The organism is Robiginitalea myxolifaciens (assembly GCF_900115205.1).
GTDB classification, from domain to species: domain Bacteria; phylum Bacteroidota; class Bacteroidia; order Flavobacteriales; family Flavobacteriaceae; genus Robiginitalea; species Robiginitalea myxolifaciens.
Genome location: NZ_FOYQ01000002.1, coordinates 345256 through 361192, shown reverse-complemented (window position 1 = coordinate 361192; position 15937 = coordinate 345256). Strand labels below are relative to the sequence as shown.

The 15937-nt window shown below is 49.0% G+C and carries 12 protein-coding genes; 5 read left to right on the top strand and 7 right to left on the bottom strand.

Annotation, left to right across the window (positions count from 1 at the left end; translation table 11 throughout):
* From BM318_RS09750 to leuC, 3 genes are all read right to left on the bottom strand, one after another.
* On the bottom strand, positions 1 to 1530 hold the full coding sequence (locus tag BM318_RS09750) for an alpha-isopropylmalate synthase regulatory domain-containing protein (RefSeq protein ID WP_092982433.1): 1530 nt from the start codon (positions 1528 to 1530) through the stop codon (positions 1 to 3).
* Entirely contained in the window at positions 1527 to 2123 is a 597-nt protein-coding gene (leuD, locus tag BM318_RS09745; RefSeq protein WP_092982432.1) for a 3-isopropylmalate dehydratase small subunit, read from the bottom strand. The genes BM318_RS09750 and leuD overlap by 4 nt, the downstream gene beginning before the upstream one ends.
* A gap of 66 nt (positions 2124 to 2189) precedes the next feature.
* Positions 2190 to 3599 carry a 3-isopropylmalate dehydratase large subunit gene (gene leuC / locus BM318_RS09740; RefSeq protein WP_092982431.1) on the bottom strand — a complete coding sequence of 470 codons (1410 nt, stop codon included), beginning with the start codon at positions 3597 to 3599 and terminating at the stop codon, positions 2190 to 2192.
* 219 nt (positions 3600 to 3818) lie between these two features.
* Between leuC and BM318_RS09735 the strand changes: the two genes are divergently transcribed.
* Entirely contained in the window at positions 3819 to 4928 is a 1110-nt protein-coding gene (locus BM318_RS09735) for a DUF2911 domain-containing protein (RefSeq protein ID WP_092982430.1), read from the top strand.
* Here the strand turns inward: BM318_RS09735 and recG are convergent.
* Positions 4921 to 7026: an ATP-dependent DNA helicase RecG gene (gene recG, locus BM318_RS09730; protein WP_092982429.1), complete on the bottom strand. Its 2106-nt coding sequence runs from the start codon at positions 7024 to 7026 to the stop codon at positions 4921 to 4923. The genes BM318_RS09735 and recG overlap by 8 nt on opposite strands.
* Before the next feature lie 71 nt (positions 7027 to 7097).
* On the opposite strand from recG, the gene BM318_RS09725 reads away from it, so the two are divergent.
* On the top strand, positions 7098 to 9233 hold the full coding sequence (locus tag BM318_RS09725; RefSeq protein WP_092982428.1) for a M1 family metallopeptidase: 2136 nt from the start codon (positions 7098 to 7100) through the stop codon (positions 9231 to 9233).
* Positions 9230 to 10132, top strand: coding sequence for a patatin-like phospholipase family protein (locus BM318_RS09720; RefSeq protein ID WP_092982427.1), 903 nt, complete (start codon positions 9230 to 9232; stop codon positions 10130 to 10132). The genes BM318_RS09725 and BM318_RS09720 overlap by 4 nt, the downstream gene beginning before the upstream one ends.
* A gap of 6 nt (positions 10133 to 10138) precedes the next feature.
* Here BM318_RS09720 and BM318_RS09715 read toward each other — a convergent pair whose 3' ends face one another.
* Genes BM318_RS09715 through BM318_RS09705 form a run of 3 tightly spaced genes read right to left on the bottom strand, consistent with a single transcriptional unit; the run spans position 10139 to position 12813 of the window.
* Positions 10139 to 10657, bottom strand: coding sequence for a DUF7935 family protein (locus BM318_RS09715; protein ID WP_092982426.1), 519 nt, complete (start codon positions 10655 to 10657; stop codon positions 10139 to 10141).
* A 58-nt stretch (positions 10658 to 10715) separates the two neighbouring features.
* On the bottom strand, positions 10716 to 11504 hold the full coding sequence (locus BM318_RS09710; RefSeq protein WP_092982425.1) for an OmpA family protein: 789 nt from the start codon (positions 11502 to 11504) through the stop codon (positions 10716 to 10718).
* 28 nt (positions 11505 to 11532) lie between these two features.
* The gene (locus tag BM318_RS09705; RefSeq protein WP_092982424.1) at positions 11533 to 12813 is read right to left on the bottom strand and encodes an amidohydrolase; all 1281 of its coding nucleotides are present in this window, start codon (positions 12811 to 12813) and stop codon (positions 11533 to 11535) included.
* Between the two features lie 140 nt (positions 12814 to 12953).
* On the opposite strand from BM318_RS09705, the gene BM318_RS09700 reads away from it, so the two are divergent.
* Together BM318_RS09700 and BM318_RS09695 are read left to right on the top strand one after the other, a co-directional pair.
* Entirely contained in the window at positions 12954 to 15272 is a 2319-nt protein-coding gene (locus BM318_RS09700) for an ATP-dependent helicase (RefSeq protein WP_092982423.1), read from the top strand.
* A gap of 12 nt (positions 15273 to 15284) precedes the next feature.
* Positions 15285 to 15908: an L-threonylcarbamoyladenylate synthase gene (locus BM318_RS09695; protein ID WP_092982422.1), complete on the top strand. Its 624-nt coding sequence runs from the start codon at positions 15285 to 15287 to the stop codon at positions 15906 to 15908.
* The last annotated feature ends 29 nt before the right edge of the window (positions 15909 to 15937 follow it).

The window sequence follows — 15937 nt, the reverse complement described above, 5'->3', positions numbered from 1 at the left end:
CTAATTGGCGAGGTTGGCGATATTCAGCATTTTCTCAGTAGCCTTGATTGCCGAAACAGTCTGGTCGGAATCCAGACCTCGGGTAGTAAACTCCTTCTGATTGTCCCGCCAGGTAATAACGGTTTCACAAAGAGCATCTGAATTTGAGCCCGGGGGAATACGGACTGCATAATCCACAAGGGTAGGTAAGGGGCGCTTCAAGCCACTGTAGACTTTACGAAGGGCATTCATAAAGGCATCGAATTGTCCGTCGCCCTGAGCATTTTCCTCATAAAGTTTCTCTTCTATCTCTACGGCAACGGTGGTCGAAGGTTGCAGGCCCTTGGCATGGGTCAGGACATAAGAGCGGATAAACACATTCTGGGGCACGCTTCCGGTACCCAACACGTCCGAAATGATATACGGCAGGTCTTCCTGGGTAACCCGTTGTTTTTTATCGCCCAGCTCTATGATACGCGCCGTCACCATTTTAAGCTCCTCGTCGGAAAGGCTCAGCCCGAGTTCCTGCAGGTTCTTTTGTATGTTGGCTTTGCCCGAAGTTTTACCGAGCGCATATTTGCGTTTTCTCCCGAAGCGCTCGGGCATCAAATCATTAAAGTAAAGATTCTTTTTGTTGTCTCCATCGGCATGTATTCCAGCGGTTTGAGTGAATACATTGTCACCCACTATTGGTTTGTTGGAAGGGATGCCGATACCGGTAAATGCCGATACCAGTTTGCTTACTTTGAACAGGGATTTCTCATGCACGCCAATGGCGATTTCCGGCATAAAATCGTTGATAACGGCAACCACACTGGCCAGCGGAGCATTCCCCGCACGTTCTCCCATCCCGTTGACGGTAAGGTGAAGTCCATTCACTCCGGCACGCAGCGCTTGCATGACATTGGCCACACTTAAATCGTAATCGTTGTGGCCGTGAAAATCGATATGGAAATCGGGATACCGTTTTACAATCCGGTCGAGGTATTCGAAAGTCTCCCCAGGGGTGAGTACACCGAGGGTATCGGGGAGTAACACGCGTTTTATAGGCTGACTTTTCAGGAAATCCAGATATTCGAAGACATAGTCCTCCGAATTCCGCATGCCATTACTCCAGTCTTCCAGGTAGATATTACTGGTAATACCCATTTCCTTTGCCTGTTCCAGGACCTTGGCAATGTCCTTGAAGTGCTCGGAAGGTTTTTTCTTGAGTTGGTATTTCAGGTGGTTCAGGGAACCCTTGGTAAGGAGGTTCTGCACCCGGGCTCCACTTTTTTCCATCCATTCCAGGGAAGCCCCACCATCTACAAATGACAGGACTTCTACTTTTCCCAATAAGCCTTCGTCCCGCGCCCAGGAAGTTATTTCCCGAACGGAGTTGAATTCACCTTCAGAAACGCGCGCGGAGGCAACCTCGATCCGATCTACACGCAATTCCTGTAGCAGAAGCCGTGCGAGGGTAAGTTTTTCCGAAGCGGTGAATGATACGCCTGAGGTTTGTTCCCCATCCCTCAGGGTGGTATCCATTATTTCGATGGAACGTTTTGTCATAAGGGCGATTGGGCAGCAAAAGTGGCTATTTCTTCTCGGATATTGAGCAGGTAGTCAATATCGTCAAAGCCGTTGAGCAGATTGTCCTTTTTGTAAGGGTTGATCTCAAAAGATTCTTTGGCTCCCGTAGCCAGGATCTCAATCTCCTGGGCGGGAAGGTCTACCCGGATTTCTGTCTTGGGGTCTGCCTCGATAGCTTCGAATATTTGCTGGAGGAATTCAGCACTGACCTGAACGGGCAACACGCCCACATTCAGGCAGTTGTTTCGAAAAATATCGGCAAAGAAGCTGGAAACAACACAGCGAAATCCGTAATCGTATACGGCCCATGCGGCGTGTTCCCGAGATGATCCGGAGCCGAAATTTTTTCCTCCTACCAAGATCTTTCCACTGTAAATCGGGTTATTGAGTACAAATTGTTCCTTAGGGGTGTTATCCTGGTTGTAACGCCAATCCCGGAACAGGTTGTCCCCAAATCCTTTGCGTTCGGTAGCCTTCAGGAAACGAGCGGGAATAATCTGATCGGTATCCACATTTTCGATGGGCAGTGGAACCGCTGTACTCTGAAGGGATTTAAATTTATCGTATGCCATTTGTTCTAATTATTTATTCCGCAAAGCGGAATTGAACCTTTTAAGATTCTGGTTTTGGTCCTTTAATCAGGCGGTTTCTAATTCCAGTAAGGTCCGTGGATCTGTTACTTTCCCCGTTACCGCCGCCGCCGCCGCTACCAGGGGGCTCGCGAGAAGTGTGCGGGCACCGGGCCCCTGCCTTCCTTCAAAATTTCGGTTCGAAGTACTCACTGCGTATTTGCCAGCGGGGATTTTATCATCGTTCATTGCCAGACAAGCCGAACATCCGGGTTCCCGAAGTTCAAATCCAGCCTCTGTTAGAATATCCAGGATGCCTTCCTCCTGAATCGCCTGTTCTACCTTATGCGATCCGGGAACGAGCCAGGCCGTTACATGGTCTGCCTTCCGGCGTCCTTTAACGATTCGCGCAAAGGTTCTGAAGTCCTCGATGCGTCCGTTAGTGCAGCTTCCGAGAAATACAAAATCTACTTGCTTGCCCAACATGGAATCCCCTTCTTTGAAGTCCATGTAGTCCAGGGATTTGTGATAGGTTGAAGCCCCTCCCTGAACGGTGCTCGCCTCGGGAATGTGTTGGGAAATTCCAACACCCATCCCCGGGTTGGTACCGTAGGTAATCATGGGCTCGATATCGCTTCCCTGGAAGTGAATCTCTTTGTCAAAAATGGCGTCCGGATCGGATTTCAAGGTTTTCCAGTAGGTCATAGCCTCATCCCAGGCTTCACCCTTGGGTGCAAATTCACGGCCTTTGACATATTCAAAGGTTTTCTCATCCGGGGCAATCATGCCTCCACGGGCTCCCATTTCTATACTGAGGTTACACACGGTCATCCGGCCTTCCATAGACATATTGCGGAACACCTCTCCGGCGTATTCCACAAAATATCCTGTTGCTCCCGAAGTGGTAAGTCTTGAGATAATGTAGAGTGCAACATCCTTAGGCGTTACAGCATTATTGAGGCTTCCATCTATGGTGATCCGCATTCGCTTGGGTTTGGGCTGCATGATACATTGGGTGGCCAATACCATTTCTACCTCCGAGGTACCGATGCCAAAGGCTATTGCCCCAAAGGCTCCATGGGTAGAAGTGTGGGAATCTCCGCAAACGATGGTTGCACCCGGTACGGTAATCCCATTCTCAGGGCCGATGACGTGGACGATTCCATTTTTCTCATGGCCAAGTCCCCAATAGGGGATGCCGTGGGCTGCGGCATTCTCCTCCAGGGCCTGCAGCTGTTTCGCCGAAAGGGGATCCTGAACCGGAAGATGCTGATTACGCGTTGGCGTATTGTGATCAGCAGTAGCAAAGGTGCGCTCCGGATGCAAGACCTGAATATTCCTGTTTTTTAATCCTAAAAAGGCTACCGGACTGGTTACTTCATGAACCAGATGACGGTCAATAAAGAGGACGTCTGGCCCCTCCGGAATACTGCGGACAACATGCGAATCCCAAACTTTGTCAAATAGTGTCGTGCTCATATTAAAATTCCCTGATAAGTGTTGTAAATACAGACTTTTTCAATAGACGAAAGTACAAACTGCATGCGGCACGCAAAAACTTTGTCTGCCTCAAATTACGATGCCCAAGTGACTACCTGCACATTTAACGTGGAGCTGATTCTGTTTAACAAATCACTAACAAGACGGCCAAATCAAGATACCTACCTTGAACATCTAATCAATTTAAAAACAAACATCATGAAAAAATCGTACCTCGCGCAGGTCTGCGCACTGCTTATTTTTTGCCTTCTTTTTACCATTCCGGCTAATAGTCAACTCAACCTTCCCAGAGGAAGTCAGGCCGCAACGGTAACCCAACGAATCGGGATTAGTGATGTGTCCATCACGTATTCGCGCCCCCGGGTTAACGATCGGGAAATATGGGGATCACTTGTTCCCTATGGAATGAACAACCTGGGTTTCGGGACAGCGACCGCTTCCCCCTGGCGCGCAGGAGCCAATGAAAACACGGTAATTCACTTTTCAGAAGACGCTCAGATAGAAGGGCAGGCGATTCCCGCGGGAGAATACGGCTTGCACATGATTGTCAATGAAGACGATTCGGCGACTATTATTTTTTCTGAAAACGCTGGAGCCTGGGGAAGTTACTTTTATGAGCCGTCCGAAGATGTCCTCAGGGTCGATGTCCGCGCCGAAGATGCGCCCCATACCGAATGGCTTCAATACGAATTCACCGATATCAGTGCCGACGGGGCAACAGCTCGCCTGAGGTGGGAGGAAAAAGCGATTCCTTTCCGGATCACCATGGAGGTGAGCGATATCGTCATGCAAAGTATCCGACGCGAATTGCAAAACCAGCCTGGATTTAATCGGCAAAGCTGGGAGCAGGCAGCTAATTATGCCCTTAATAACAATGGAAATTTAGAGGAAGCACTCGGCTGGATCGATGCAGCCATTGCCGGGCAATTCTTTAGTGAAAAGAACTTCACCAACTTAAACATCAAAGCGCAGATCCTCAATAGAATGGGCCGTACTGCAGAAGCCGACGCCGTTATGCAGGAAGCCCTGGCCATGGGAACGGTCCTGGAGATTCACGGTTATGGCCGGCAATTGATCGCACAGGGTAGGGCAGCGGACGCCCTTGAGGTCTTCCAAACCAACGCCAAACAAAATAAAAACACCTGGCCTGTAGATCTTGGTTTAGCACGAGGTTATAGTGCCGTTGGGCAATTCGACAAGGCGCTGAAACACCTCAAAATAGCCGAGGGGCGCGCCCCGGATGTTCCCAACAGGAACGCTATTGCTGCTAATATTGAAAAGTTGGAAAAGGGGGAGGATATCAACTGATATAGTCCCATCTGTTCTTCATAACCCCCATTCGACTGAGCTTTTCACGCACCATCTGATGGTCCGGATGCCCTAACTCGGGATCTTTCGATAGTAGTTCCCGTGCATGGTATCGGGCTGTTTTCAGGAGTTCGGAGTCCCTGACAATGTCTGCTATTTGCAGACTCAGGACTCCGCTCTGCTGGGTGCCCATTAAATCCCCAGGGCCACGCAACCTCAGGTCGGTTTCTGCGATTTCAAAGCCATCATTGGTCTGCACCATGGTCTGCAGGCGTGTCTGTGCATCATCTGATAGTTTCCCGCCACTGATAAGGATGCAATAACTCTGATCAGCACCACGGCCAACCCTTCCTCGCAGCTGATGTAATTGCGATAACCCGAATCGCTCTGCGCTTTCGATGATCATGACCGAAGCGTTGGGGACATTCACCCCAACCTCTATGACCGTGGTGGCTACCATAATTTGCGTTTCTCCATTAACAAAACGCTGCATTTCAAACTCTTTGGCCTCCGGCTTCATTTTACCGTGTACAATAGAAAGCTGGTATTGTGGGGCTGGAAATTCCCGGCTCATGCTTTCAAAACCATCCATCAGGTCCTTGTAATCCAGAGCTTCTGACTCCTCAATTAGCGGATAAACCACATAGACCTGCCGCCCTTTGGCAATTTCCTCTTTCAGGAATGCAAAGACCTTCAGGCGGTCCCTATCAGTCCGGTGTACAGTACGTACAGGTTTACGCCCGGGAGGAAGTTCATCGATGTTGCTGACATCTAAATCGCCGTAGAGGCTCATGGCCAGGGTTCTGGGAATAGGTGTAGCCGTCATCACCAGAATGTGCGGCGGACTTGCATTTTTCTTCCAGAGTTTGGCGCGTTGGGCTACCCCAAAACGGTGTTGCTCATCGATGATGGCCAACCCGAGATTCTTGAATTGAACCCGATCTTCCAGTACGGCATGGGTTCCAATAAGAATAGGCAAACTGCCGTCTGCCAGCGACTGTAATATGGGTTTGCGATCCTTTTCTTTCACGGAACCCGTAAGGAGTGCAACTGATATTCCCAGGGGTTTGAGCAAGTCTGAAATGGCGCGATAGTGTTGCTGGGCCAGAATTTCCGTAGGGGCAACAAGGCTGGCCTGATACCCGTTATCCAGGGCCAACAAAATGGTCAATACAGCAACGATTGTTTTACCGGAGCCAACGTCCCCTTGGAGCAGGCGATTCATTTGGGCCCCACTCCCCAGGTCGGAACGGATTTCCCGAAGCACTCTTTTTTGAGCTTCTGTGAGTTCAAAGGGCAGTGCCTGCGTATAAAAATCACGAAATAAATCCCCCACCTGCTCAAAGACGAACCCTTTAATGCGTTTTTTGCGCGAAGCGTTCTTCCGCAGTAGCGCTAACTGGATGTAATAGAGCTCTTCGAATTTCAAGCGCGCCTGTGCTCTGGCCAGGTTGTTGTTGGAGTCCGGAAAATGGGCCTGTACCAGCGCCTGCTGTTTTCCAACCAATCCCAGTTCGTCCCTTAGCCCTTGTGGCAGTGTTTCAGGTAAGGTCTCCAGCACCTGTTTTAATAATTCTGCCACGCAAGTTGCCAGTACCCGATTCGTGACGCCTTGTTTGCTCAATTTTTCGGTCGAGGGATAGATCGGCTGCATCCGCAGCTGTTTTTTCTGCCTGTGCTTCTTGAGGAGTTCCAGATCCGGATGGGCCATGGACCAGGTGTTCCCGAATCGGTTTACGCGACCAAAGGCCACATAGGGCTCCCCTAATTTCAGGCGGTCCATAAACCATTGCTGGCTCCGGAACCAAACCAATTCCATTTCACCGCTTTCGTCCCGGAAAGTTGCAATGAGGCGCTTCCCCTTTTTCTGAGCTACGGTTTTTAAGTGCACTATTTTACCAATTACCTGGACTTCGGCTGAGCTCGGCTGCAATTCGGAAATACGATAATAGCGGGATTTGTCCAGAAACCGGTTTGGAAAATGATAGAGCAAATCCTGATAGGTCGCAATACCTAGTTCCCTGCTCAAAAGTTCTGCGCGGCCCGGGCCAACGCCTTTGAGATAAGTAATGGGCGTATGCAGCATATCCGGTGGCATAGGACTAAATTACGCCTTCGATTGTTCTTCTGCAACGGGCATTTGGCTAAATTTGAGTCAGAACTCCAGTCATGAATTTTTGGAAGCTTTGTGGTGCTGTTTTGTTGTGGTTAGCTAGCCAGAATTCCCTTGGTGCACAAGAATACGGGGCAGATTTCCTAACCGGAGATATTCGTCTCGTGCTCCATGCGGACAGTCCAGCCGTTCAAGGGGATGTTACCTATAGTTATCGTTCTTCGGGAAATTTGGATTCTATTTATCTGGATACTCGGATGGTATGGACTAACTGGGTTAAAATAGACGGGAAGCAGACCAACTTTGAATTCCACCCGGAAAATAACAAATTAGCTATTCCAAGCCCCAGGGATACGCTCTTACATTACTTGAGTATTGATTTTTATGGAATTCCAGACCAAACTGTGTATCGGGTAGGCTATTACGACAGTATTCCGGGCAATGAACAAATTTGGACACAAGGCCAGGGAAAATACAGCAGTCGCTGGGTTCCCAGTTTTGACGATATGCGCGAAAAAGTAATTTTCAGCATGCAAATCGAAATGGATTCGGTCTTTGAGGTCATAGCAAATGGGGTACTGGACTCCGTGTCAATCGCCGGCGAAAAGCGACGCTGGTATTACCGGATGGAAAAGCCCATGAGCAGCTACCTCCTTGCCTTCGCAGCCGGACATTTCAATAGGCGTGCCGGGCAATCCGCAAGCGGAATCCCCCTTTACTGGTATTTGCCCAAAGGGAAGTCTTTTGAGGGCACTACTACCTACCAAAATAGTATAGAAATATTCGATTATCTCGAGAATGCGTTGGGGGTACCTTATCCCTGGAAAAACTATAAGCAGGTTCCCTTGCAGGAATTTATGTATGCGGGGATGGAAAACACGGGCACCACATTTTTCTCAGATCGCTACCTCACAGATAGTATTTCCCGGTCCGACAGGGATTATTTCAATGTCAATGCCCACGAACTGGCTCATCAATGGTTTGGCAACCTGGTTACGGAAGAAGATGGGCGCTCACACTGGCTGCACGAAGGTTTTGCAACTTTTTATGCGTACAAGGCGGAAATGGAAATCCGGGATGCTCAGGCGGTTTGGTGGCGACTTTTTGAAACTGCCCGGCAATTGGAATTTCAAGCCGAAAAAGGGGAGGGGAAGGCCCTGACCGATCCCGATGCCGGTTCCCTGATCTTTTACGAGAAAGGAGCCTGGGCATTGTTTGCCCTGGAGGAAGCAGTAGGCTCGGCGGATTTTAGAAAGGGGATTACGGCATTCTTAAAGCAGTACGCCTTTCGGAATGCCAACATTGAGGAATTCCTTTCAGTCATGGAGGAAGCAAGTGGAAAACCTCTTGATGGCTTTAAGCTACAATGGTTGGATTCGGAGGGCTTCCCGATGGAGTGGGCTGAAAATTACCTGGCGCAGCAGTCGCCGTCTGTTTCTTATTATTTATCCCTGGATCGTACAGGCACCAATAGCAACCAAGACGCGAATAATACAGGTTTTAGCCAAGCCTGGAACACGTTTGACCTGCCAGCGTATCGCGCTCAGCTGATAGGCAAGTACAAGATGGAGCTCACCCCGGCAGATTATGAGCTGGTGTTTCAATCATCAAACCCCAAAGTGAATGCTTCGGCCCTGGCAGCGCTTGGAACACTGCCCGAATGGTCCCTGAAATGGGCGACCGGTTTATTGAATGCTTCAAGCTACGACCTCAGGGAACAAGCGCTCTTTGCTATTTGGGTTGCTTTTCCCCTTGAACGGAATAACATCTTGAACTATACCCGGAATAACGGGAGTCTTAACTCGGAAACATTCCAACAATTATGGTGGGTATTATCCGTTTATACAGCAGGTTACGTATCACAATCGGAACAAATGGATTACATTCAAAACCTACAGTTTAGCACGGCACCCGGCCAGCCGATAGAGGTGCGTCAGAATGGATACGCCTTACTGGAACAGCTGGAGCTTATCGGAAAACAACAACTAATAGAATTGGTACTTTCTTCCGAACACCATTCCTGGCAGTTCCGCAATTATTGCCGGCGATTGCTCGATCGCCAGATAGCTGCCAGACCCGATAAGTTATATTGGGAGGAATTGCTCAAGGCTATTCCCAAAACTCCGGGAACATCCTCGAATCGGGCCGAATTCGAACCGGATTATTTGCGAAAGAAAATAGCGGAGTTATGAAAGCATTGGTTATTTCGGGAGGTGGAAGTAAAGGCGCGTTCGCTGGAGGCGTTGCACAATTTCTACTTGAAAAACACGGCGGATACGATATGTACCTGGGGACTTCGACCGGAAGTCTTTTAATAAGCCACCTCGCCTTGCATAAGATCGACAAGATACGCGGGGTATATACTTCTGTTAATCAAAAAAGCATATTCAGTAATTGCCCATTCACCATCAGTCGCAAGTACGGCATTGCCACTATTGGAATTAACCACTGGAACGTCTTGCGGAATTTCATGAATGGAAGCAAGACCTTTGGAGAAAGCAAGAACTTGCTGCAACTTATCCGGAATTCGATAACACCGCAGGAATTTCAAGAGCTGAAATCCAGCCAGGCCGACCTGGTAGTCACCGTTTCCAATCTCAGCCTGAACCAGGTCGAATACAAGTCGATCCGTGATTTTGACTACGATGATTTTTGTGAATGGATCTGGATCTCCTGCAATTATATCCCATTTATGAGCCTGGTGAGAAAGGATGGTTGCGAGTACGCCGATGGCGGGCTGGGCACTATGGTGCCTATTGAAGAGGCCATTCGACGCGGAGCCACCCAGGTGGACGCTATTATTCTGCATACCGAGGTTACCCAGTTAAACCGAATGCCTTCGAGAAACGCTTTCTCCCTGCTTACAAATATGTTTGGCTTTATGCTCGACAGAATCGAACAACAGAACATTAAGATCGGGAAGTTTGTCGCAAATAATAACGACGCGATTATCAACTTCTACTTTACACCAACTATCCTGACAACGAATTCGCTCATCTTCGAAAAGGAGCAAATGTCACAATGGTGGGAGAGTGGCTACCTGTACGCAGCAACAAAAAGTGAGCGTTCCAGTGAATTGGAACCGGATTAACCCGGATTACCAGAGTTCACCGATTTCCTTTTTCACGTAGGAAAGTGCGGTAGCCGAAGGAGAGGCCTTATCCATGGTTTCATTCAGGATGTCTTCCCGAAGTTTTTCGGCCGTTTCAGAGGTGCTCATTCCAGCCTTGCGGATGGCTTGTATCGTGGCATTTTTGGCTGCCTTGATCACATTCCAGCATTCATCTGACATGTAGATTTGCTGGGAAAGGTTGTGCTCAAATTCGTTTTCAATATTCTTGATAAGCAGGTTCTCATAACCTGATTTATCCGAAGACTTGGGAGCTACACGTACTACCAGGCTCGGAATCGAAATGCGTTCAAGGAATAATGCCATACGCTCATAAGCTTGCAGGCGAATTGGTAAAGCATCTTTCTGACTGTCCTTGTGAAGGAGGTAGCGTCTGCGACCTTCCTCATTTCGGGTATGCAGGCGGAAGAAATAAAATGCGATGGCGCCGGTTACAACGGCGGGTAAGAGATAAGCAAAGAGTTGAAAGATATCGTCTCCGGTCATGTCAGTTTAGCTTGGTTTGTTTGAAAATCAGAACGGCAGGCAACGCCAAATAGTATATCTACCGCTGTATTTCGGAACGAACCTGGCTGTAAAAGCCTTTATGATCCGGGTGCAGTAAGATGTTTATGCCTTCACTGAAATTGCCATCTCGGCCTCGTGCGCTTAAGCGCGTGGCTTCAATCCCCAGCCCTTGTTGAAAGTGATTCATCACAGCGGTAGCCTGATTGGCAGCCATACTTATCTCCCCGGTCATGGATAGCCCCTCTATCGTTGCGCTGAATTGCGGATAAGCCTTAAGTAAGTTAGCTACACCCTCAAGCCAGGGTTTTGACGCATCGACCACTTCTACGCCAGTATCGCTTCCGAAGAGCGTTTCCAGGCCCGCTGTAATTACCAGGCTGCCCGAACCTACCGCTATTTTGGTGTCCGGACCTAAGGTGCGTTTGGCATCTGATAATAAAGCGATAATCGTTGAGTCATGGGTGCTGAAGGTGTCCACGATGTTTTTGAGTTCAGCTTCCCGTTCCTCCAGGGATGAAAGGGCTTTAGTGAGGGCCGCAGTATTCTTATTACTGACTTCCGCAAAGCTCCCCAGGTTTTTCAGCAGGGTAGCGTTCGCATCCTTAAGTTCATTCACCTGGTTTTCATAAGACTGCGCCTGCGCCTGGCTCGCTCGCTCGCTGGCCCTGGCTGTTGCAATAGAGTCATTGGCGATCCGAAGCTGGTTTTGCAGACTGTCTATGGTGGCCAGCAGTTCACTCTTGCGTTGCGCATGTAGCTCCTGAATACCCGTCCCCATTAAAACCAATGCGATAATGAGAATTTGAAGGGGAGTAATTTTGATCATAGAATCGCGTACTAGTGTTTGTTATTTCCTATTCGCCTGCACTTAGATAGTCCAGGGTAATTTCTGTCATTGCCTTAACCCCTAAAAGCATACCACTATCGTCTATTTTGAAGTCAGGAGTATGATGGGGGAAGGACTCCGTATTTCCGGGAGTCATTCCTCCTAAAAAGAAGAAGAAGCCAGGGACTTCCCGCTGGAAATAAGAAAAGTCTTCGGCCCCGGTTATCGCCTTTTGGGTCTGTACGTTTTCATTGCCCGCCACCCGTTGCAGAGTAGGCAGCATTTTGGTAACCAGATCGGGATCGTTGTAGGTAATGTCTGTGGCGTCTTTGATGGTTATTGTTGCAGATCCGCCATAAGCCTGTGCGATTGTAGTAACCATCTCTTCCATCCTGCGGTTTATATGATCCTTCATATCGTAGTCCAGGGTTCGGATCGTGCCCAGCATTTCAGCGCTTTCCGGAATGATATTGAAGCGGACCCCACTTTTTATCTTTCCTACGGTGATAACGGCGGCTTCATTGGTGAGGTTGGATTCCCGGCTAATGATCGTTTGCAACCCGTCAATAATCTTGGCACTGATCAGGATCGGATCAACACCCGACCAGGGCTGTGAACCGTGGGACTGCTTCCCCTGTACTTTGATATTGAATTCCTGGGCGGCAGCCATGGCCCCGCCGGACTTGTAGCGAATGACGCCAACCGGGGTTTGAGAATTGATGTGCAGGCCAAAGATGGCATCGACGTCCGGGCTTTTCAATACGCCTTCCTTAACCATCAACAAGGCGCCACCCTCTTCTCCCGGAGGCGGACCTTCTTCTGCGGGCTGGAAAATGAATTTGACTGTGCCCCGGATTTTGTCTTTATTGTTGCTCAGGATTTCCGCAACACCCATAAGGATAGCCGTATGGGTATCATGGCCACAGGCATGCATTACCCCAACGGATTCCCCCAGAAACTCGGTTCGGACTTCAGAACGAAAGGGGAGGTCGTTGCGCTCGGTTACGGGAAGCGCATCGATATCAGCCCTCAGGGCTACCACCTTTCCGGGCATATCGCCTTTGAGAATCCCAACCACACCGGTGTGGGCTACGCCAGTCTCAACCTCAATTCCTAAAGATCGGAGGTGGGCCGCTATTTTCTCAGCCGTTTTAAATTCTCGATTGGAAAGTTCGGGATATTGGTGAATGTCCCTTCTCCATTCGATTACTTTACTTTCTATTTCCTGGTAATCCGAATCCAGCCCGTAGCCTTGTGCGTTCAGAAAAGTAAAAGGGCAGCAGAGCAGGAGGAGTAAAAGTCTTTTCATAAGAATCTAAGTTGGTATTTCCTTACAGGAATTTATGAGTAGTTAAAGGTACTGGGTTTTGTTTATAAATCCCAGTTTTATCCGTTTGAGGTTGCGGTGAGAATTGGCTAACTTCACGCGCTATATTACCGCCTCCATAAATGTTTCTCAACGAACTTAATGACGCTCAGAAAGCTCCTGTTTTACACAAGGATGGTCCCCTCATGGTTATCGCCGGTGCGGGTTCCGGGAAAACACGCGTGTTGACGTACCGAATTGCCCACCTGATGAATCAGGGGGTCGATTCTTTTAATATCCTGGCGCTCACCTTTACCAACAAGGCTGCCCGCGAAATGAAGAAGCGGATAGCCGATATCGTGGGGAATTCCGAAGCCAAGAACCTTTGGATGGGTACTTTTCACTCGGTATTTGCCCGTTTGCTTCGATTTGATGGGGACAAATTGGGATTCCCGAGCAACTTTACCATCTACGATACCCAGGATTCCCAACGTCTTATATCGTCAATTATCCGGGAAATGAGCCTGGACAAGGATATTTACAAATACAAACAGATCCAGCAGCGAATCAGTTCGTATAAGAACAGCCTGATTACGGTAAAGGCCTATTTCCAAAATCCGGAGTTACAGGAAGCCGATGCTATGGCGAAAAGACCGAGGATGGGGGAGATCTACAATGAGTACGTAGAGCGCTGTTTCAAGGCGGGGGCCATGGATTTTGACGACCTGCTCCTACGCACTAACGAACTGCTGACCCGCTTCCCCGAGGTGCTGATGAAGTATCAGGAGCGCTTTAAATATATTCTGGTCGATGAGTATCAGGATACCAACCACTCCCAGTACCTGATCGTGCGGGCCCTGGCGGATCGCTATCAGAATATCTGTGTGGTAGGGGATGATGCTCAGAGTATCTATTCTTTTCGTGGGGCGAATATCTCCAACATCCTGAACTTTCAACGGGATTACGACGACGTAAGCGTTTATCGCCTGGAACAGAATTACCGCTCTACCAAGAATATTGTAGGGGCGGCGAACAGCGTGATCGCCAAAAATAAGAACCAGCTCGAAAAAGTAGTTTGGACCTCCAATGATCACGGCGGGAAGATCAAGGTCCATCGAAGTCCAACCGACGCTGAAGAGGGGCGCTATGTCGCTTCCTCCATTTTTGAGCATAAGATGCAGCATCAGTTACCCAATGGGGCTTTCGCGGTACTCTACCGAACAAATTCCCAGTCCCGATCCATTGAAGATGCTTTGCGCAAACGGGACATTGCCTATCGCATCTACGGCGGGCTTTCCTTCTATCAACGAAAGGAAATCAAAGATGTATTGGCGTATCTGCGACTCATCGTTAATCCGGCCGATGAAGAGGCCCTGAAACGGGTAATTAATTTCCCGGCACGGGGAATAGGGCAAACCACTATGGACCGGCTAACTGTTGCGGCCAATCAACGGGGGATTCCCATTTTTGATATGATCGGCCAACTGGAGCAGCATCCCAATGGGATTAATGCCGGTACGCGCCGCAAGCTGGAGGATTTTGTAACCATGATCCGCAGTTTCCAGATTATGAATCAACAGGCCGATGCCTTTACGCTTTCCGAGCATGTAGCCCGTAAAACCGGCTTGCTTCAGGAGTTCAAGAAAGACGGGACCCCGGAAGGGATAACCAGAATGGAAAATATCGAGGAATTGCTCAACGGGATCAAAGACTTTGTAGAGGGCCAGAAAGAGTTGGCTGATGCCAAAGGGGATCTTACAGAGTTCCTGGAAGATGTAGCCCTGGCGACCGACATGGATAAAGAAGTTGGGGATGAAGATCGGGTGGCACTTATGACGATACACCTGGCCAAAGGCCTGGAATTCCCATATGTATACATTGTGGGTATGGAGGAAGATCTATTCCCTTCGGCCATGAGTATGAATACCCGAAGTGAACTGGAGGAAGAGCGCCGTCTGTTCTACGTGGCGCTTACGCGGGCCGAAAAACAGGCCTTCCTGACCTATACCCAAAACAGATATCGCTGGGGAAAACTAATCGATGCGGAACCCAGTCGCTTTCTAGAAGAGATCGATGAGGAGTATCTGGAATACATTACCCCGGTAGAAAATTATCGGTTTAAACCCCTTTTAGATGGGGATATTTTCGGGGAAGTAGATAAAAGCAGACTTCGCCAGCGCAAACCTGTTCCCGGGAAACCTCCGACCTCTCATAAGCCCAATCAGGAGCAATTGCGAAAATTACGGAGGATTAAACCCCAGCTGGGGGAACCTTCAGCGGCGGATCCGGCATTGGCCACGCTGGAAACGGGAAGTCTGGTAGACCATAGCAGGTTTGGCAGGGGAGAGGTATTGAAAATCGAAGGAGTAGGGAGCGATCGCAAAGCCGAAATTCGATTCGAACAGGGAAATGTCAAGAAATTGTTGTTGCGATTTGCTAAATTAAAGGTATTGAAATCCTGACCAGGGTATTCCATGGCTGAATTCATAAAAATATATGAGGAGAATCCCAATCCGAAAGCGGTACGGAAAGTCGTTGACGTGCTTCGGGATGGCGGCCTGGTGATTTATCCAACCGACACGGTTTATGGCCTGGGCTGCGATATTACCAATAGTCGGGCACTGGAACGTCTCGCACGCATAAAAGGGGTGAAATTGGAAAAAGCCAACTGGTCCTTCATCTGTGCAGACCTGAGCAACCTCTCCGATTATGCCCGGCAATTAGATACGCCGACCTTTAAAATTCTGAAGCGGGCCCTTCCGGGTCCATATACCTTCATTCTCCCCGGTAGCAGTAATCTCCCCAAAGATTTTAAACGCAAGAAGACCGTGGGAATCCGCGTGCCTGATAATGCCATTGCACATGCCCTGGTCTCTGAACTGGGCAGGCCCATCGTTTCCACTTCCATCCGGGATGAGGATGATGTAATCGAATACACCACCGATCCGGAGCTCATATATGAAAAATGGGAGAACCTGGTAGACGTTGTGGTCGATGGAGGTTATGGAGATAATGTTGCCTCTACGGTAATCGATCTCTCGGGATATGAACCGGAAGTGATACGGGAGGGCAAAGGAGACCTGAGTATCCTGAATTAAAAAAGGCCCGGAAATCCGGGCCTCTTTAT

Excerpts from the sequence above, each read along its gene's own strand:
- BM318_RS09750 (WP_092982433.1), bottom strand. The coding sequence starts at position 1,530 with ATGACAAAACGTTCCATCGAAATAATGGATACCACCCTGAGGGATGGG.
- leuD (WP_092982432.1), bottom strand. The coding sequence starts at position 2,123 with ATGGCATACGATAAATTTAAATCCCTTCAGAGTACAGCGGTTCCACTG.
- leuC (WP_092982431.1), bottom strand. The coding sequence starts at position 3,599 with ATGAGCACGACACTATTTGACAAAGTTTGGGATTCGCATGTTGTCCGC.
- BM318_RS09735 (WP_092982430.1), top strand. The coding sequence starts at position 3,819 with ATGAAAAAATCGTACCTCGCGCAGGTCTGCGCACTGCTTATTTTTTGC.
- recG (WP_092982429.1), bottom strand. The coding sequence starts at position 7,026 with ATGCCACCGGATATGCTGCATACGCCCATTACTTATCTCAAAGGCGTT.
- BM318_RS09725 (WP_092982428.1), top strand. The coding sequence starts at position 7,098 with ATGAATTTTTGGAAGCTTTGTGGTGCTGTTTTGTTGTGGTTAGCTAGC.
- BM318_RS09720 (WP_092982427.1), top strand. The coding sequence starts at position 9,230 with ATGAAAGCATTGGTTATTTCGGGAGGTGGAAGTAAAGGCGCGTTCGCT.
- BM318_RS09715 (WP_092982426.1), bottom strand. The coding sequence starts at position 10,657 with ATGACCGGAGACGATATCTTTCAACTCTTTGCTTATCTCTTACCCGCC.
- BM318_RS09710 (WP_092982425.1), bottom strand. The coding sequence starts at position 11,504 with ATGATCAAAATTACTCCCCTTCAAATTCTCATTATCGCATTGGTTTTA.
- BM318_RS09705 (WP_092982424.1), bottom strand. The coding sequence starts at position 12,813 with ATGAAAAGACTTTTACTCCTCCTGCTCTGCTGCCCTTTTACTTTTCTG.
- BM318_RS09700 (WP_092982423.1), top strand. The coding sequence starts at position 12,954 with ATGTTTCTCAACGAACTTAATGACGCTCAGAAAGCTCCTGTTTTACAC.
- BM318_RS09695 (WP_092982422.1), top strand. The coding sequence starts at position 15,285 with ATGGCTGAATTCATAAAAATATATGAGGAGAATCCCAATCCGAAAGCG.